18 protein-coding genes are annotated in these 17,384 nt (G+C 68.8%); 9 read left to right on the top strand and 9 right to left on the bottom strand.

Annotated features, from left to right (window positions below; genetic code table 11):
- Positions 1 to 66: 66 nt before the first annotated feature.
- Positions 67 to 1,404: an MATE family efflux transporter gene (locus AQI70_RS06795; RefSeq protein WP_062145511.1), complete on the bottom strand. Its 1,338-nt coding sequence runs from the start codon at positions 1,402 to 1,404 to the stop codon at positions 67 to 69.
- 459 nt (positions 1,405 to 1,863) lie between these two features.
- Here AQI70_RS06795 and dnaB point away from each other — a divergent pair, with 459 nt between their 5' ends.
- Positions 1,864 to 3,342, top strand: a complete 1,479-nt coding sequence (dnaB, locus tag AQI70_RS06790) for a replicative DNA helicase (RefSeq protein WP_062145509.1) — start codon at positions 1,864 to 1,866, stop codon at positions 3,340 to 3,342.
- A gap of 60 nt (positions 3,343 to 3,402) precedes the next feature.
- Complete coding sequence (locus AQI70_RS06785) at positions 3,403 to 4,794, top strand: serine hydrolase domain-containing protein (RefSeq protein WP_062145507.1); 1,392 nt, start codon at positions 3,403 to 3,405, stop codon at positions 4,792 to 4,794.
- Between the two features lie 46 nt (positions 4,795 to 4,840).
- Here the strand turns inward: AQI70_RS06785 and AQI70_RS06780 are convergent, their stop codons facing one another.
- The gene (locus AQI70_RS06780) at positions 4,841 to 5,293 is read right to left on the bottom strand and encodes a GNAT family N-acetyltransferase (protein WP_062145505.1); all 453 of its coding nucleotides are present in this window, start codon (positions 5,291 to 5,293) and stop codon (positions 4,841 to 4,843) included.
- 9 nt (positions 5,294 to 5,302) lie between these two features.
- Positions 5,303 to 5,761: a MarR family winged helix-turn-helix transcriptional regulator gene (locus tag AQI70_RS06775; RefSeq protein ID WP_062145503.1), complete on the bottom strand. Its 459-nt coding sequence runs from the start codon at positions 5,759 to 5,761 to the stop codon at positions 5,303 to 5,305.
- Positions 5,762 to 5,902: 141 nt separating this feature from the next.
- On the opposite strand from AQI70_RS06775, the gene AQI70_RS06770 reads away from it, so the two are divergent.
- Both AQI70_RS06770 and AQI70_RS06765 read left to right on the top strand, forming a co-directional pair.
- Entirely contained in the window at positions 5,903 to 7,114 is a 1,212-nt protein-coding gene (locus AQI70_RS06770; protein WP_062145501.1) for an MFS transporter, read from the top strand.
- Between the two features lie 108 nt (positions 7,115 to 7,222).
- Entirely contained in the window at positions 7,223 to 7,645 is a 423-nt protein-coding gene (locus AQI70_RS06765; protein ID WP_062145500.1) for a GlcG/HbpS family heme-binding protein, read from the top strand.
- Between the two features lie 66 nt (positions 7,646 to 7,711).
- Here AQI70_RS06765 and AQI70_RS06760 read toward each other — a convergent pair whose 3' ends face one another.
- The gene (locus tag AQI70_RS06760; protein ID WP_062145498.1) at positions 7,712 to 8,578 is read right to left on the bottom strand and encodes a GNAT family N-acetyltransferase; all 867 of its coding nucleotides are present in this window, start codon (positions 8,576 to 8,578) and stop codon (positions 7,712 to 7,714) included.
- Positions 8,579 to 8,830: 252 nt separating this feature from the next.
- Here AQI70_RS06760 and AQI70_RS06755 point away from each other — a divergent pair, with 252 nt between their 5' ends.
- Positions 8,831 to 9,463, top strand: a complete 633-nt coding sequence (locus tag AQI70_RS06755; RefSeq protein ID WP_062145496.1) for an HAD family hydrolase — start codon at positions 8,831 to 8,833, stop codon at positions 9,461 to 9,463.
- 412 nt (positions 9,464 to 9,875) lie between these two features.
- Complete coding sequence (locus tag AQI70_RS37105; RefSeq protein WP_244181502.1) at positions 9,876 to 11,573, top strand: globin domain-containing protein; 1,698 nt, start codon at positions 9,876 to 9,878, stop codon at positions 11,571 to 11,573.
- A gap of 31 nt (positions 11,574 to 11,604) precedes the next feature.
- On the opposite strand, the gene AQI70_RS06745 is transcribed toward AQI70_RS37105, so the two are convergent.
- The 5 genes from AQI70_RS06745 to AQI70_RS06725 form a co-directional block, all read right to left on the bottom strand.
- Complete coding sequence (locus AQI70_RS06745) at positions 11,605 to 12,087, bottom strand: NUDIX domain-containing protein (protein WP_062145492.1); 483 nt, start codon at positions 12,085 to 12,087, stop codon at positions 11,605 to 11,607.
- A 208-nt stretch (positions 12,088 to 12,295) separates the two neighbouring features.
- Positions 12,296 to 13,201, bottom strand: a complete 906-nt coding sequence (locus AQI70_RS06740) for a LysR family transcriptional regulator (protein ID WP_062145490.1) — start codon at positions 13,199 to 13,201, stop codon at positions 12,296 to 12,298.
- 230 nt (positions 13,202 to 13,431) lie between these two features.
- The gene (locus AQI70_RS06735; RefSeq protein WP_062145488.1) at positions 13,432 to 14,658 is read right to left on the bottom strand and encodes a cystathionine gamma-lyase; all 1,227 of its coding nucleotides are present in this window, start codon (positions 14,656 to 14,658) and stop codon (positions 13,432 to 13,434) included.
- Positions 14,655 to 15,146, bottom strand: a complete 492-nt coding sequence (locus AQI70_RS06730; protein WP_062145486.1) for a low molecular weight protein-tyrosine-phosphatase — start codon at positions 15,144 to 15,146, stop codon at positions 14,655 to 14,657. Before AQI70_RS06730 ends, AQI70_RS06735 begins: the two co-directional genes overlap by 4 nt.
- A 7-nt stretch (positions 15,147 to 15,153) precedes the next feature.
- A complete protein-coding gene (locus AQI70_RS06725; protein ID WP_062145484.1) occupies positions 15,154 to 15,531 on the bottom strand; it encodes a phage holin family protein in 378 nt (125 codons plus the stop codon).
- Between the two features lie 60 nt (positions 15,532 to 15,591).
- On the opposite strand from AQI70_RS06725, the gene AQI70_RS06720 reads away from it, so the two are divergent.
- The 3 genes from AQI70_RS06720 to AQI70_RS06710 all read left to right on the top strand — a co-directional run bounded on the left by AQI70_RS06720 (position 15,592) and on the right by AQI70_RS06710 (position 17,345).
- Complete coding sequence (locus AQI70_RS06720; protein WP_037887519.1) at positions 15,592 to 15,909, top strand: cupin domain-containing protein; 318 nt, start codon at positions 15,592 to 15,594, stop codon at positions 15,907 to 15,909.
- A 165-nt stretch (positions 15,910 to 16,074) separates the two neighbouring features.
- Positions 16,075 to 16,287 carry a DUF5326 family protein gene (locus AQI70_RS06715; RefSeq protein ID WP_030048440.1) on the top strand — a complete coding sequence of 71 codons (213 nt, stop codon included), beginning with the start codon at positions 16,075 to 16,077 and terminating at the stop codon, positions 16,285 to 16,287.
- Between the two features lie 197 nt (positions 16,288 to 16,484).
- On the top strand, positions 16,485 to 17,345 hold the full coding sequence (locus tag AQI70_RS06710; protein ID WP_208607306.1) for an IclR family transcriptional regulator: 861 nt from the start codon (positions 16,485 to 16,487) through the stop codon (positions 17,343 to 17,345).
- The last annotated feature ends 39 nt before the right edge of the window (positions 17,346 to 17,384 follow it).

Genomic DNA, 17,384 nt, shown 5'->3' with positions numbered 1-17,384 from the left:
AGTTCGCTGATGCAGAGAGTGGATCGGGTCCGTTTCACGTGAAACGGCGTGTTTCACGTGAAACAGTCAGCGCGTCGCGCCCGTGACGATCCAGTGGCCCGAGCGAGTGCGCAGCCAGAGAGTGAGCATGCGCACCGTCATCATCAGCGTCATGGCGGCCCAGATCGCGGTGAGGCCGCCGCCGACCGCCGGAACCAGTAGGGCCACCGGAGTGAACACCGCCAGCGTGAGCACCATGGCCCAGGCGAGGTAGGGGCCGTCGCCCGCTCCCATCAAGACGCCGTCCAGGACGAACACGACTCCACAGATCGGCTGGGAGAGCGCGACCATGATCAGAGCCGGCAGGGCCGTGTCCTGGACGACCGTGTCGCTGGTGAACAACGGCAGGAAGAAGGACCGGGTTATCACCACGAGCAGGGCCAGTACGACGCCCACCGCTATGCCCCACTCCACCATGCGGCGGCAGGCGGCCCGGGCGCCCTCGGTATCGCCTGCACCGAGGTACCGCCCGATGATGGCCTGCCCTGCGATGGCGATGGCATCCATCGCGAAGGCGAGCAGGCTCCACAGCGACAGGATGATCTGGTGCGCCGCGATGTCGGCGTCTCCGAGCCGAGCCGCGACGGCCGTGGCGATCATCAGGATCGCGCGCAGGGAGAGAGTGCGGACCAGCAGTGGTACTCCCGCTTGCGCTGAGGCTTTGATCCCGGCCGCGTCGGGGCGGAGGGAGGCGCCGTGCTCCTGGGCTCCCCGGACGACGACCACGAGATAGGCCGCGGCCATGCCGCACTGAGCGATGACGGTGCCCCACGCCGAACCCGCGATGCCGAGGTCGGCGCCGTAGACGAGGCCCACATTGAGGGCGGCATTGGCGACGAAGCCGGCGACGGCGACGTACAGCGGCGTCCGGGTGTCCTGGAGTCCGCGCAGGACGCCGGTGGCGGCGAGTACGACGAGCATGGCCGGGATGCCGAGTGCCGAGATCCGCAAATAGGTGGTCGCATAGGGAGCCGCAGTGGCCGAGGCGCCGAAGAGTTCTATGAGGAACGGCGCAGTGGGCAGGACGACCGCGACTACGGCGGCGCCGAGGAGGAGGGCCAGCCAGATGCCGTCCATGCCCTGGCGGATGGCGGCCGGGAGATCACCGGCGCCGACACGACGGGCAACGGCCGCCGTGGTCGCGTAGGCGAGGAAGACGAAGACGCTGACGGCCGTCATGAGGAGGGCCGAGGCCACCCCGAGACCGGCAAGCTGTGCGGTGCCGAGATGGCCGACGATCGCGCTGTCGGCCATGACGAAGAGGGGCTCGGCGACGAGGGCGCCGAAGGCCGGTACGGCCAGTGCGACGATCTCTCGGTCGTGCTGTCGCCGGGCGGCCTTGGGGGTCGCGGGAGCCTGTGTCATGGCCACCAATCTAACCGTCCACAGGTAAGAGATGCAATCAGGTACTGACCCTTACTTGTCGTCTCGTGCTGTGTGCTTCCGAGCACCGTTCGAAGCGATCTTGGTCCGACTGGGGAAGTTTTTCTTCTGCACAGCCAGTGGATGGCAAAGATGCAGGTCAAGCGAGTTTTCTGGCAATCGCCCAGGGCTTGTTCACAGGGCTGTCCACCGCGTCGTGCACAGGTTTTGCGGACTTCTCCACAGCATCCGGGCCGTCGTCCACATGGCCTGTGGATAACCAGATTGGCTGACGGTGCCTGCGGGCCTACCGTTGTCCGGCGCCCACTCCGTCCGTCGGTCGTGAAACCGTCAGAAAACCGACGAGCCTGAACCGGAGCTGGGCGTCTCATTTGTCAGTGGCGTGCCGTAGAACAGAGGGGCACGGCGAGGTCCGCTCGGCGGACGGGAGGAGGTGGCTCGGTGAGCATTTCCGAGCCCTTGGACGACCCGTGGGCCGACAGCGGTCCCAGTGATCGTCTGCCCGCCTCCCGTCGACGCAGCGACGGTGGCCGAGGTCGCGACGAGCAGCATGATCGAGGCCGGGAAAACGGCGAGTGGGACGGTGGTGGTTCGGCCTTCGAGCGGGTACCGCCGCAGGACCTCGACGCCGAGCAGTCCGTCCTCGGTGGCATGCTCCTTTCCAAGGACGCCATCGCGGACGTCGTCGAGGTCCTCAAGGGCCACGACTTCTACAAGCCCGCGCACGAGACGATCTTCCAGGCGATCCTCGACGTCTACGCCAAGGGCGAGCCGGCCGACCCGATCACCATCGCCGCCGAGCTCACCAAGCGCGGTGAGATCAACAAGGTCGGCGGCGCCTCGTATCTCCACACCCTCGTCCAGACGGTGCCGACGGCGGCGAACGCCGAGTACTACGCAGAGATCGTCCATGAGCGCGCCGTGCTGCGCCGCCTGGTGGAGGCCGGCACCCGCATCACGCAGATGGGATACGCGGCCGACGACGATGTCGACGAGATCGTCAACCGCGCCCAGGCCGAGATCTACGCGGTCACCGAGCAGCGCACCAGTGAGGACTATCTGCCGCTCGGCGACATCATGGAGGGCGCCCTCGACGAGATCGAGGCGATCGGCTCGCGCAGCGGCGAGATGACTGGAGTTCCCACCGGGTTCACGGACTTCGACTCGCTCACCAACGGCCTGCACCCGGGCCAGATGATCGTCATCGCCGCGCGTCCCGCCATGGGTAAGTCGACCCTCGCGCTGGACTTCGCCAGAGCCGCGTCGATCAAGCACAACCTGCCGAGCGTCATCTTCTCCCTCGAAATGGGCCGCAACGAGATCGCCATGCGACTGCTGTCCGCCGAGGCCCGGGTCGCCCTGCACCACATGCGCTCGGGCACGATGACCGACGAGGACTGGACGCGACTGGCCCGCCGGATGCCGGACGTCTCGGCCGCCCCGCTCTACATCGACGACTCCCCGAACCTGTCGATGATGGAGATCCGCGCCAAATGCCGCCGCCTGAAGCAGCGCAACGACCTCAAGCTCGTCGTCATCGACTACCTCCAGCTGATGCAGTCCGGCGGCTCCAAGCGCGCCGAGAGCCGTCAGCAGGAGGTCTCGGACATGTCCCGTAACCTCAAGCTGCTCGCCAAGGAACTGGAGATCCCGGTCATCGCGCTCTCCCAGCTGAACCGTGGTCCCGAGCAGCGTACGGACAAGAAGCCGATGGTCTCCGACCTGCGTGAGTCCGGGTCCATCGAGCAGGACGCCGACATGGTCATCCTGCTGCACCGCGAGGACGCCTATGAGAAGGAGTCGCCCCGGGCGGGCGAGGCCGATCTGATCGTGGCCAAGCACCGTAACGGTCCGACGGCCACGATCACCGTCGCCTTCCAGGGCCACTACTCGCGGTTCGTGGACATGGCGCAGACCTGATCCATCCCACCGGGGGGATATGCGCTCGACTCCCGAGAGTCCACCGGGTGGACTGGGGCCATGACGACATCTCAGGAACAGCTGCTTCCCGCCACGAGCCGGGCGCTGCTGCATCGGATCGCTGTGGCCCAGGCCGAAGGGCGTGCGCCCTCCCTAGTCGCCGCGGTCGTGCGGGACGGACGGACGGTGTGGCACGGTTCGCGTACCTCGGTGGGCGGTCACGCGCCGGACGAGACCGTGCAGTACCGCATCGGTTCGATCACCAAGACCTTCACCGCCGTTCTTGTCCTGCGGCTGCGCGACGAGGGCCTGCTCGAGCTCGGTGACCCGCTCGAGAAGCATCTTTCGGGGACCGGCGCGGGGGAGGCCACCATCGCCGAACTGCTTGCGCACACCAGTGGGTTGGCGGCCGAGTCGCCGGGACCCTGGTGGGAGCGGACCGCTGGATCGCTACGGCCCGAGCTGTCCGACGTACTGGGTGAGCAGCCCTTCCTGCACCCTTCCGGCCGCCGGTTCCACTACTCGAATCCGGGCTACACACTGCTGGGCGCGCTGGTCGAGAAGCTGCGCGGGGCTCCGTGGGAGGACGTACTCCGGCGTGAAGTGCTCGAACCGCTGGGCCTGAACCGCACAGGTACGCGACCGCAGGCGCCGCACGCCGGAGGCTGGGCGGTGCATCCCTGGGCCGACGTGATGCTTCCCGAGCCGGTCGAGGACCTCGGCAGGATGGCACCCGCCGGCCAGCTGTGGTCCACGACGGCCGACCTGGCGCGGTTCGCCGTCTTCCTGGCCAAGGGCGACGACCGGGTGCTGCGCGCCGACACCGTGAGGGAGATGCGAACGCCTGCGGCGCCGCCCGAGGCTGCCGATGTGGCGGATGGTGCGGCGTACGGCCTCGGTATGCAGATCCAGCACCGAGAAGGACGGCTCCTTGTGGGGCACGGCGGGTCGCTGCCGGGCTTCCTGGCGAGTCTGGCCATCAGCGTGGAGGACGACGTCGCGGCCGTGGTGCTGGCCAACTGCACCTCTGGTCCGCTGGTCTCCGCGGTCGCGGCCGACCTCGTCCGCATCGTGGCCGAGGCCGAGCCGCGGATTCCCGAGCCCTGGCGGCCGATGCCCCAAGTCGACGACGCCGCCCTGGAGTTGGCGGGCCAGTGGTACTGGGGGACGTATGCCTTCGCCCTGCGTCTGACGGCCGACGGACTCGTCTCGCTGGAGCCGTTGTCCGGCAAGGGCCGCCGTTCGCGGTTCCGGGCCAACGGTGACGGCACATGGACGGGGCTGGAGGGCTACTACGCCGGCGAGCTTCTGACAGCCGTACGACGCCCGGATGGGACGGTGGACCATCTGGACCTCGGGTCGTTCGTCTTCACGCGTCAGCCGTACGACGAGGGGGCTGCCGTGCCGGGCGGTGTGGATCCCGACGGATGGCGGGGGAGCGACTCGCTCTGACTGTCCGCGGAGCGCCTGTTTCACGTGAAACAGGCGCTCCGCCGGGTCACAGCTGGAGCTTGAAGCCCACGTGCGAAGCCGTGAAGCCCAGCCGCTCATAGAAGCGGTGGGCATCCGTACGGGTGCTGTCGGAGGTCAGCTGCACCAGCTGGCAGTTCTGGTGCCGGGATTCGGCGATCGCCCACTCGATGAGCTGAGTACCGAGGCCGCTGCCGCGCTCGTCGGCGTGGATACGTACGGCTTCGATGATCGATCTGGTGGAGCCGCGCCGTGACAGGCCGGGAATGACCGTGAGCTGGAGCGTGCCTACGACGCGGCCCTCACGGACGGCGACGACCAGATGCTGGTTCGGGTCGTTGCTGAGCCGCTCCAGCGCGGCCAGGTAAGGGGTCAGGTCGTCCGGTGACTCGCGCTGGGCGCCCAGGGGGTCGTCCGCGAGCATGGCAACGATCGCGGGGACGTCATCGGCGACGGCTGCTCGTATCTCAAGATCTCCCATGCTCGCACCCTATGCGGGCGTAGGCAGCGACTCCACGGCCCTGACCAGCGGGGCCAGTTCGGGATTCTTCGCGGCCTCGTCGAGGGCCTCGCGCAGGGCGGCCTCGTTGGTGGGGCGAGCTTCTTGGAGGAGTTCGAGGCCCGCTTCGGTGACGTCGGTGTAGATGCCGCGGCGGTCGGTGGGGCAGAGGTAGCGGGAGAGTAGGCCGCGGTCTTCCAGGCGGGTGACCAGTCGGGTGGTGGCGCTCTGGCTGAGGACGACCGCATTGGCGACCTGCTTCATCTGCAGGTGGCCGCCCTCGCCGTCGTGCTGGCGGCTGAGCACGTCGAGCAGGGAGTACTCGCGCACGCTCAGATCGTGCTCGGCCTGCAGGGCGCGCTCGATGTGCGTCTCGATCCTGCCGTGCAGCAGGGAGAGGGCGCACCAGCCCTGGGCGAGGGCGGTGAGCGCGGGGTCCGTGGCGGTCATGGGGTTTCCTCCGTTCCGGAGCGGGCTGAAGCCAGGTAGAGCAGGGTCACAATAGCCCGCGCTTGCAAGTATGACGCGTGCGCAAGTATTGTCAGGAGTCGCTAAGCGCTCCTGCAATCTTTGGGAAGGTGTACCCCCTTCATGCCTCTCGCGCTTCTGGCCCTCGCGATCGGGGCCTTCGGAATCGGAACGACCGAGTTCGTGATCATGGGCTTGCTGCCCGAGGTCGCGGGCGACTTCGGGGTCTCCATCCCCACCGCCGGGCTGCTCGTCACCGGCTACGCGCTCGGCGTGGTCCTCGGCGCTCCCCTGATGACCGTGCTCGGCACCAAGGTCCCTCGCAAGCGGATGCTGATGCTGCTGATGGTCCTGTTCATCGCCGGCAACCTGCTGTCCGCTCTCGCCCCCGCCTTCACCGTGATGCTGATCGGCCGGGTGATCGCCTCGCTCGCCCACGGTGCCTTCTTCGGCATCGGCTCGGTCGTCGCGGCCGACCTCGTCGCCCCGGACAAGAAGGCCGGAGCCATCGCGATGATGTTCACCGGCCTGACCGTCGCCAATGTCGTCGGCGTCCCGCTGGGCACGTTCGTCGGGCAGTCCGCCGGCTGGCGCGTCACCTTCGGCATCGTCGCCGCCCTCGGGGTCGTAGGCCTGGCCGGGATCGCCAAGCTTGTCCCCGACATGCCCAAGCCCCAGGGCGTCCACCTGCGCCATGAGCTGGCCGCCTTCAAGAACGCCCAGGTCCTGCTCGCCATGGCGATGACGGTCCTCGGCTTCGGCGGCGTCTTCGCGGCCATCACCTACATCGCGCCGATGATGACCCATGTCGCCGGCTTCGCCGATGGCTCCGTCACCTGGCTGCTGGTCCTCTTCGGACTCGGCATGGTCGGCGGCAACCTGATCGGTGGCAAGTACGCCGACCGCGCGCTGATGCCCCTGCTGTACGTCTCCCTGGGTGCCCTCGCCGTCGTGCTCGCCCTCTTCACGCTGACGGCACACAACAAGGTCCTCGCGGCCGTCACCATCGCGCTGATCGGTGCCCTGGGCTTCGCCACCGTCCCCCCGCTGCAGAAGCGCGTCCTCGACCAGGCACACGGCGCCCCGACGCTGGCCTCGGCCGTGAACATTGGCGCCTTCAACCTGGGCAACGCACTGGCCGCCTGGCTCGGCGGCCTCGTCATCGCGACCGGTTTCGGCTACACGTCCCCCAACTGGGTCGGCGCCGCCCTCGCCGCGGCCGCGCTGCTGCTCGCATTCCTCTCGGCCGCACTGGAGCGCCGCGACGGCGCAGCACCCAGCACCGTCGTCAGCGGCACCACGCCCGCCGAGCAGCGAACCGCTGTACACCACTGAGCCGAGCCCGGTGCGGGGTCAGGGCCGCCCCCGCACATCCGGCTCCGTGACAGTCCCCCGTCACTTCGCCGTCCACCTCAGCACCACACCGTAAGGAGAACCCCCACCATGAGCACCGCCACCGCCGTCACCCCTCTGACCATCCAGGACGCCGACGTCCTCGTCGCCGCCGCCCACCGGGCCGCCGAGGCCGCCGGGGTGACGGTCAGCGTCACGGTCCTGGACGCCGGAGGCCATCTGCTCGCGTTCCGGCGGAACGACCGAGCCGTGCTGATCGCCGGGGAGACCAGCACCCGCAAGGCCTACACGGCACTCCAGCTCGACACCCCCACCGCCGATCTCGTCGACGCCGTACAGCCCGGTGGCCCCTTCCACACGCTGCCCACCGCGCTCGATCGGCCGCTGCTGTTCATCGCGGGAGGCGTGCCGATCCATCGAGACGGCCGACTGATCGGCGCGATCGGTGTCGGCGGCGGTGCGCCGGAGCAGGACCACCAGTTCGCGGCGGCTGCGGTCGAGGCACTCGCCTGACGACACGTCCATATCGACGAGGAAGACGCCGGTCCCCCAAGGGACCGGCGTTTCCCCTGAAGCGCCTCAGCCCGCCGCCACCGTCAGCGGAGCGAACCGCCGCGTCCAGTCACCGGGCAGTTCCGAGATGCCGTGCGTCATGACGGCGTTGAAGGCGACGGAGACCAGACCGCGCTCCTTCGCCCAGGTCAGCAGCTCCTCGTGGCGTACGTCGATGTCGGTGCGCAACGGGCGGTCGGTGTGGGCGGCCAGGGAGGCGATGAGTGCCTTCGCGGTCTCCGTGTCGCGGGCGATCAGCGGGCCCACGACCTGTGTGTCCATGTTGGGCCAGGCACCCGCGTATCCGATGATCCGCCCGTTCTCCTCGGCGACGCGCAGTTGGTCGGCGAAGGCGGGCAGCCGCGTGATGATGTGCGTGCGATCGGCGCCGAACACCTCCTCGTCGAGCCGGAGGATCATGCTGAGATCCTCGGCGGTGGCCGCACGTGTGGCGACTGCGGACCCCGAGGTGCCGGGCGTGAAGTGCCCGCGCAGCATCTCCGCCCGGCCGGTGACCTTGAAGCCGAGTTCCTCATAGAGCGGTCGGCCGTACGGCGTGGCATGCAGCGTCAGCGGTGTCGGGCCCATCGCGGAGAGGACGTGACGCATCAGCCGGCGTCCGATGCCCTGGCGGGAATGCCGCCCGGCGACCAGGACCATGCCGATGGCCCCCAGATCGGGGCGGTGCTGAGGTCCGTACTCGGTGACGACACAGGCGCTGACGAGCCCACCGTCCGGGTCGTCGATGCCGTAACCCTTCCCGGCGGTGAGGAGGAACCCCCATTTGTGTTCCTCACGGGGCCAGCCCCGATCCTCGGACAAGTCGGCGCAGGCGGTGACGTCGCGATGCGTCAGACGGCGGATGGGCAGAGCGGCGAGGGAAGGAGTCGGCACGCAGGTCAGGCTGTCTGACGACTGCCCTGGTCGTCCAGCCGTTTCCGGGTAGACGTACGAGCTTTTGGCCATGTCATGGTCGATCCGGCACAGCATGCCGACAGACGCCGGGTGTTTCACGTGAAACATGGACGAACACAGAGCGTCCATCAAGTCGGTCGGCGAATGCTCGCCGAGATGCGTGGCGATCGTCGAACCGTTTCCGATCTCCGGCAAAGGGGCCGACAGCAGGGCCCATTAGCCTCATGGCCCATGACGAGACTCCACCTCTTCGACCTCGACGGCACGCTCCTGCACGGCACTTCCGCCCCCGTGGAGATCTCGCGGCAACTCGGACTGGAAGCGCAGACGGTGGCGCTCGACCGGGAGATCTCGGCGGGGCTGATCGGGCCTCCGGAGTATGCGACGCGGGTGCACGCGCTCTGGGCGGATCTCACCGAGGCCCATGTGACGGCCGCCTTCGAGGGCGCTCCTTGGCTGGCCCGGATCCGTGAGGTCTGGGCGGAGATCAGGGGACAGGGCGACTACTGCGCCGTCGTATCGCTCTCGCCCTCCTTCTTCGTGGAGCGACTGACAGGCTGGGGCGCGCACGCGGCCTACGGTTCCCGCTTTCCGGCCGTACCGTTCGCCCAGCCTGTGGACCCCGCGGGAGTTCTCAGCGCCGCGGCCAAGGTCCGGATCGCCGACCGGCTTTGTGAGGAGTTCGGTGTGACGCGGGCCGATTGCATTGCCTATGGCGACTCACTGTCGGACAAGGACCTGTTCGGCGCCGTCCCGGTCTCCGTCGCGGTCAACGCGGACCGCCATCTGGCCGGGCTCTCCACCCACTCTTATATGGGGATGGATCTGTGGGAAGCCTATGAATTGGTGCGCAACGCCGGGTAATTGAAGGAATTGCTCGTTCGGCCCTCGCCCAATTCGTAAGGGGGGAAGGGGGGACTTGTGATCGGGGCAGCGGCCGGTATGGTCGACTCCGGTTCGTGTCCGAGCTGTGATGCACACTCCCAACTCGGATCGAGCGCAAGGTAATGCAGCCTAACGGGACGGAGAGATCGAAGACCCGCATTCTCGGGTATGCGGCAGAGGCGCCCACGCGCGGTGGGATGCTGCGGTGAGGGCACTGCGGCCAATGTCACACTCTTGCCTTACATGTCCGTAACGAGTGTGAATACGGGTTGAATGGCCGTATCGGGTCGCGGCAACGAACTGGGAAAGCAAGCCGTCGCGGGGGAATCAGGCACCTTCCGATCGAGGAAGTGCGTAGACCGACCGAAAGATGTTCGAGGCGAGGCACACCATGGACGCTCCGACCACCACGTCGGCCGACAACGGCACTTCCGGCGGCGGGGGCGGCTGGTTCACGCCGCGCAAGAAGCCGGTGACGACTCCGGGCAGCGAACAGGAGGCGGCCGACGGGCGACGCCTTGCCGCGATGCGCCCGGTCGGCAGGACGGCGACGGGCAACGCCGCGGCCCCGCCGGCCCAGCACGACGGCACACATCCCGGCACGACGGCCGGCCCCGACGGCGCGCACCACACGGGCGACGGCGCAACGGCCCCGGAGCCGGCGACCCAGGAGCTGGCGACCCAGGAACGAGAGGCACCGAGCCCGGGACGAGGGGCACCGACCACGGAGCAAGGGGCGCCGACTGCGGAGCAAGGGGCACCGACTGCCCTATCGGCCCCCGCCATGTCCGCCCCGAGCCACATATCGCCCGCTCTGTCGCCGCCCGCCCCCGCCCCGACCGCAGGCCAAGCACGGCCCGCCTCCTCCCCGCAGGCCACGACGGCACGGCCGGAGACATCAGGACTCGCCCCGCTCGCACCGCCCCCCGCCCAGCTGCGGGTGCCCGCCCAGCGCCCTGCTCCGGCCCCGGCAGCCTCTCCGGACGCCGTCCTGATCCGCCGGACGATGTCCGAGGTCGCCCCCGTGGCCGACAAGGTGACCTCGTACTTCTACGCGCTGCTCTTCGTACGCCACCCCGACCTGCGCTCCCTGTTCCCGGCCGCGATGGACACCCAGCGCGACCGGCTGCTGAAAGCGCTGCTCACCGCGGCCGAGCACATCGACAACACCCCTGTCCTCGTCGACTATCTGCAGAACCTCGGCCGCGGCCACCGGAAGTACGGCACCCGGGCCGAGCACTACCCGGCGGTCGGCGAGTGCCTCATCGGCGCGCTGAGCAAGTACGCCTCCAGCGTCTGGGACGGGGAGACGGAGGCCGCCTGGGTACGGGCGTACACGACGATCTCCCAGGTCATGATCGACGCGGCGGCAGCGGATGAACTGCGCGCCCCCGCCTGGTGGTACGCGGAGGTCGTCTCCCACGAACTCAGGACCTCCGACGTCGCGGTCCTCACCGTCCGGCCCGACCAGCCCTACCCCTTCCTCGCCGGGCAGTACACAAGCCTGGAGACACCCTGGTGGCCGCGGATCTGGCGGCACTACTCCTTCGCCTCGGCGCCCCGCTCCGACGGCCTGCTGACGTTCCATGTGAAGGCCGTGCCAGCGGGCTGGGTCTCCAACGCGTTGGTGCACCGCGCCCGGCCGGGGGACATCATCCGGCTCGGTCCGCCCGCCGGCTCGATGACCGTGGACCACACCACCGACAGCGGTCTGCTCTGCGTGGGCGGAGGCACCGGCATAGCGCCCATCAAGGCAATGGTGGAGGACGTCGCCGAGCACGGCGAGCGGCGACCGGTCGAGGTCTTCTACGGCGCCCGCTCCAACCATGACCTTTACGACATCGACACGATGCTCAGGCTCCAGCAGGCCCACCCCTGGCTGGAGGTCCGCCCGGTGGTGGACCGGCATGGACTGCTCCAGCTTCCCGACGCCATTCGCGAGTACGGGCCCTGGAACGAGTACGACGCCTACGTCTCCGGACCGCCCGGCATGATCCGCAGCGGTGTGGACGCGCTGAGGGACATCGGCATTCCGTCCGACCGCATACGCCATGACTCGGTGGAGGAGCTCGTCGCCGCCGAGGGCTGACCTCCTCGCCGGGAGTTCTTCCGGCCGGCTGTCACCCCAGGTCGGGAGCGTGCATGGCGCGGACACCTTCGATGTTCCCGTCGAGATAGTGCCGCAGCGACAGCGGCACGAGATGCACGGAGGCGATCCCGACCCGGGTGAACGGCACCCGCACGATCTCGTACTCGCCGATGGGTTCCTCCACCTCGGGCCCATGCCGCAAGGACGGGTCCATGGACTCCAGGTGGCAGACGAAGAAGTGCTGCACTTTCACACCGGTCGCTCCGCCGTCCTCGCCTATGTGCTCGACGGTGTCGACGAAGCAGGGCACCACGTCGGTGATCTTGGCGCCGAGCTCCTCGTACACCTCGCGGTGCAGGGCGTCGACCACAGTCGTGTCCGTCGGCTCGACCCCGCCACCGGGAGTGAGCCAATAGGGATCCATGCCGGGCTTGGTGCGCTTGATCAGGATCAGATCGTCGCCGTCCAGGAGAACGGCGCGGGCGGTGCGCTTGACCACGGGTCGGACGGTCATGGGAGAAATGTGGCCCGGCTGGTTCCACGTGAAACATCGCGAAACGTCACCGGTCGAGCTCACGGTGTGATGGCTGCGGATGGCCTGGTCAGGACCGGTGGAAGGCCGCTTGTCAGCCCCAGTCGGGGTCCGCTCCTCGGCCCCAGCGAGGAGGAGCGCGTCAGCCCCAGTGCGGAGGAGCTCGTCAGGCCCGGTCGGAAGCCGCTCGTCAGGCCCAGTCGCAGGCCGTTCTCAGCAACCACTCATGGGCCCGCGCGATGTGCGGCATCGCCAGCGTGCCGGTGCGGACCACCAGGAAGTACGTCCGAAGCGGAGGCACTGGCGGATCGTGCAGGGTGACGACATCGCCGCGTTCCAGGGCGGACGCGCACAGGTAGCGGGGCAGCACGGCCAGCCCCGCCCCCGCCACCGCGCAGGCGAGGACCGCGCGCAGGTCGGGGACGATCACGGTGCCCGGAGCGGCAGGACGGGAGTCATAGACCGAAGCCCAGTAACGGGAGACGAACGGCAGGGACTCGTGCACCTCGACCACCGGGATGTCCTCCAGCGGGTGCGCCGCCCTGCGGTGCGGCTTCTCCGGGCCGATCTGGTCGGCCCAGCGCGGAGCGGCCACGAGGACAAGCTCCTCGTCGCAGAGCGGAGTCGCCGTGAGCAGCGGGCCGCGCGGGCGGGCCGTACTGATGGCCAGATCGTGATGCCCGGCGGCCAGCCCCTCCAGGGTTTCCTCGGCGGTGCCGAAGGACGCGCGCAGCGCGAAGCCCTGGCCGTCCTCGCCGGTCAGCTCGATGAGAGCGGGCAGCGCCCGTTCGGCGGTGAACTCAGGAGGGCCGGCGAGGTGCAGGGACCGTAAGGAGGACTCGTCGTCGAGACCCGTCTCGGCGATCTCCACCAGGGCGTCGAGATGCGGCGCGGCCTTGTGGGCGAGTTCGTCGCCGATGGTCGTCGGTGTCACTCCGCGGGCCTGCCGCAGGAACAGGGGGCGGCCCAGCTGCTGCTCCAGGGTGCGTATCTGCGAGGTCACGGCCGGCTGCGACAGTCCGAGCAGCGCGGCGGCACGGGTGAAGGAGCCGGCCCGGTGCACGGTCACAAAGGTGCGCAACAAGGCCAGATCCATCCCACACCCTCCCCTTTCCCGCCCTTCTCCCCACCCCCAGGGCAGGGCCCAACTATAAATATGTCGATAGGTCGCTGTCGCTACTGTGATTGGACACTGACAGAGAGTCAACTAGCCTTGTTCGCGCGGTTCTTCGCGCGCGGAACCGAGGACGGTCCGAGCCACGAGGGGGGAGGCTCGGACCGTCCGTTCGACGTAGCCGGACATGACGGGCGCAGGCGCGTACCCGGTCACTGAGCCGATTCGTCCAGCGCACGCAGCACATCCGCCACCAGGTCGTCGGGATCCTCGGCACCGACCGACATGCGGATGAAGCCCTCCGGTACGGCGTCGCCGCCCCAGCGTCCACGCCGCTCCGCCGTGGAGCGCACTCCGCCGAAACTGGTCGCGTCGTCGACGAGCCGCAGGGCGTGCAGGAAACGCTCGGCACGCGCGCGCGTGGGCAGCGTGAAGGACACCACGCATCCGAAGCGCCGCATCTGCTGCGAGGCGATCTTGTAAGAGGGGTCGCCCGGCAGGCCGGGATAGCGCACCCCGAGCTCCTCGGGCCAGTCCCGCAGGGCTTCGGCGACCGCCAGGGCGTTGGCGTTCTGCCGCTCCACACGCAGCTGGAGCGTGGCGATGGAACGGTGCGCGAGCCAGGCCTCCATGGGCCCCGGGATCGCACCGACGATCTTGCGCCAGCGACGTACGGCGGCCATGGCCTCGGCGTCGCGGCCGGTGACGTATCCCAGCAGCAGGTCGCCATGTCCCGTCAGCTGCTTGGTGCCGCTGGCCACCGAGAAGTCGGCGCCGAGCTCCAGCGGGCGCTGCCCGAGCGGCGTCGCGAGCGTGTTGTCGACGGCGACGAGGGCACCACGCGCGTGGGCCTCCTCGACGAGGCGCCGGATGTCGCACACGTCGAGGCTGGGGTTCGACGGCGTCTCGATCCACAGCAGCTTCGCCCCGTCCAGGACGCCGAGCTGGGCGTCCCCGCCGGTCGGCGCGGTGCGCACCTCGATGCCGTACGCCTCCAGCTGCGCGCGTGTCAGAGGCAGCGCCTGGTAGCCGTCACTGGGCAGGACGACCGCGTCCCCGGCGCGCAGCTGGGAGAAGAGCACCGAGGAGATGGCGGCCATGCCCGAGGCGAAGACCAGCGTCTCGGCGCCGTCCTCCCCCGGCGCCTCCAGCTCGCCGATGGCCCGCTCCAGGTGCGTCCAGGTCGGGTTCTCGTCCCGGCCGTAGTTGTACGGCCCCGTGGGCTCGCCCGGCAGGTGGTAGTGGGCGGCGAACACCGGACCCGGCAGGGCCGGCTCGTGCTTGACCGGCTCGGGCAGTCCGGCCCGCACCGCGCGCGTCCCGTCGCCGCCACCGGAAGCCGGCCCCTGCGAAGAAGACAGCCCCGGCGAAGGAGGCAGTCCCTCCGAAGGAGCCGGCCCCTGCGAAGAAGACAGTCCTTGCGCATTCGTACCGCTCATGCCGCCTGTCCCTCCACCTGTTCGCGGACCGCCGCGATGAGGCCCGCGCCGGCCGCCTCCACCATCTCGAGGCACTCCTCGAAGCCGTCCCTGCCGCCGTAGTACGGGTCCGGCACGTCGAGGTCGTCGCCCGCGGCGGGATCGTAGGAACGCAGCAGCCGCACCTTGGCCGCGTCCTGCGGCGAGGGCGCGAGGCGGCGCAGGGCCTTGAGGTGGCCGGAGTCGAGCGCGATGACGAGGTCGAGGCGGGCGAACCAGGACGGCTGGAACTGCCGCGCCGTGTGGCCGCTGTCGTAGCCGTGCTCCTCGAGGACGGACACGGTGCGTGGGTCGGCCGGGTCACCCTCGTGCCAGCCGCCGGTGCCGGCGCTGTCGACCTCGACCAGGCCGTCGAGCCCGGCTTCCACGACGCGCGCGCGGAAGACGGACTCGGCCATCGGGGAGCGGCAGATGTTGCCGGTGCAGACGAAACAGACGCGGTAGGTCATCGGGCGCTCAGTCCCCGTCGGGCAGGACAACGTTGAGTGCCCACGAGACGATCGAGATGATCAGGCCGCCGAGGACGGCGGTCCAGAAGCCCTCGACGTGGAAGCTCAGGTCGACCTTGTCGGCGAGCCACGAGGTCAGCAGCAGCATCAGCGCGTTGACGACCAGGGTGAACAGGCCGAGCGTCAGGATGAGCAGCGGCAGGCTCAGGAGCTTCACGATCGGCTTGACCACGAAGTTCACCAGACCGAAGATCAGCGCGACGAGGAGCAGGGTGCCGATCTTCTTGCCCGTGCTGTCACCGGTCAGGGTGATCTTGTCTATCAGCCAGACGGCCACCGCCAGGGCGCCCGCGTTGGCGATCGTCTTGACTACGAAATTCATCATGTGTCTGATCGTGGCAGACGAAATCGGCCATGAGCACTGTGACAAGGGCGGACGACAGCGATGAAGTCATTCCGGCTGGATGAACTGGAGGCGGAGCGCGCCGCCAATGAGGGCGCCTACCTGCAGTTTCTGCGAGAGCGGAACATGTCGGTCGGTCTGTACGCGCTCAACGCCGGTGAGCACGATCCACAGAAGCCGCACAACCAGGACGAGGTCTACTTCGTTGTGAGCGGCCGCGCGCACATCACCGTGGGCATGGAGACCACGCAGGTCGCGCGGGGCAGCGTGGTGTACGTGCCGGCCGGAGTCGCCCACAAGTTCCACCACATCAGCGAGGACCTGCGGGTGCTCGTGGTGTTCTCTCCGCCGGAAAGCTGACCTTTGGCCTCGGGGTTCCCTAGGGGATCGATCAGGGGAGGACAAGGGCTGCGAGGCCCCCGCCGGGGCACCTGCCGGTCCTAGCATCGAGTGCAGTGAATCAGCAGATTCCGAAGGATCGGATCAGGACCCGCAGCGACGGGCGGAGAAGTAAGGACGAGGGCGATGCGTGAGATCTTCGCGGGACTGCCGTGGTGGGTGAAGTGGATCGCGGTGCCTGTCATCGCCCTGGTGGTGTTCGGCGGGCTGATCGCCAGCGTCGTCGGGTTCGTCATCGGACTGCTCTTCAAGGTGCTGGTCTTCGTGGCGCTGGTCGGTGGACTGATTTACGTCGTACGGAAGTTCACATCGAGTTCGTCGTCGCGCAGCGACTGGTGAGGGCCGTGGGGACCGGCGGCCGGTAACAGGAATCACCGGTTCCCTCGGGCGAGGGAAGTTTTCCGGACAGGGCGTCTGCAAGCGGTGGCGGACGAATAGAGTCCGGAAATCGACGCGGGGACGACCCCGCGAGCGGCGTACACCCCCTCCCGTGTTTCCCGGCACGGGATGCCCCCCTCGCGCTTCGGGAGTAACCCTTGGCCACGGTTGACACCGCACCCTCAGACCCCCACGCACCCCGCGAACGGCCCAGCTCCGCCGTACCCCAAGTACCGCGACAGGCCTCCCCCACCACCCGCGAGCAGCCGCACTCCACGACACTCATCGGATCCGTCCAGCGCGCCATGCGCCTGCTGGAATGTGTCGCCGAGCACCCGTACGGCGCCCCCGCCAAGCAACTGGCCCGCGAGACGGGCCTCGCACTGCCGACCGCGTACCACCTCCTGCGCACCCTGGTGCACGAGGGCTATCTGCGCCGCGACAAAGGGCTGTTCTTCCTCGGTGACGCGGCCGTTCGGCTGGGCAGCAGCGGAGCCCAGCAGAAACGTCGCAGCACGGTTGCCGACGCGCTCGCCCAATGGCGTGATGCCATCGGTGTCCCGGTTTACTACGCCCAGTACCGCGACGGCGAGATCGAGGTCATGTGTGTCTCCGACACCCCGGGCAATCCGGCGGTCGAGGAATGGGCCGACTTCCGTGAGACCGGCCATGCGCACGCCATCGGTCAGTGCCTGCTGTCCCAGCTGGACGAGGAGGCCCGTCGGGACCACCTCGACCGCCATCCGGTGCAGTCCATCACCCCCTACACCGTGCGCGACAGCCGCACCCTGCTGCGACGCCTCGAACGGACCCGTCGCATGGAGCCGGTGACCGAACGTCAGGAATACGCGCTCGGCACGGTGTGCGCGGCGATTCCGATCACCGTCGGCACCACGGCCGGGACGATGGCCATCTCACTGCCCGCCCATCAGGCCGACCGTCTGATGTCAGCGGCACGACAGCTGCAGGAGGAGGTCGGTCGGCTCCTGGGGTCGCTGGCGATCTCTATCAGTATCTGAAAACTCACTCCTTGTGATCTCTCGTGTACGTTCAGCAAG

Origin of the sequence: Streptomyces curacoi, assembly GCF_001513975.1 — a bacterium.
In the GTDB taxonomy this organism is placed as follows: Bacteria; Actinomycetota; Actinomycetes; order Streptomycetales; family Streptomycetaceae; genus Streptomyces; species Streptomyces curacoi.
Note: the sequence above shows the minus strand (reverse complement) of the source record. Positions and strands in the feature narration are given on the sequence as shown.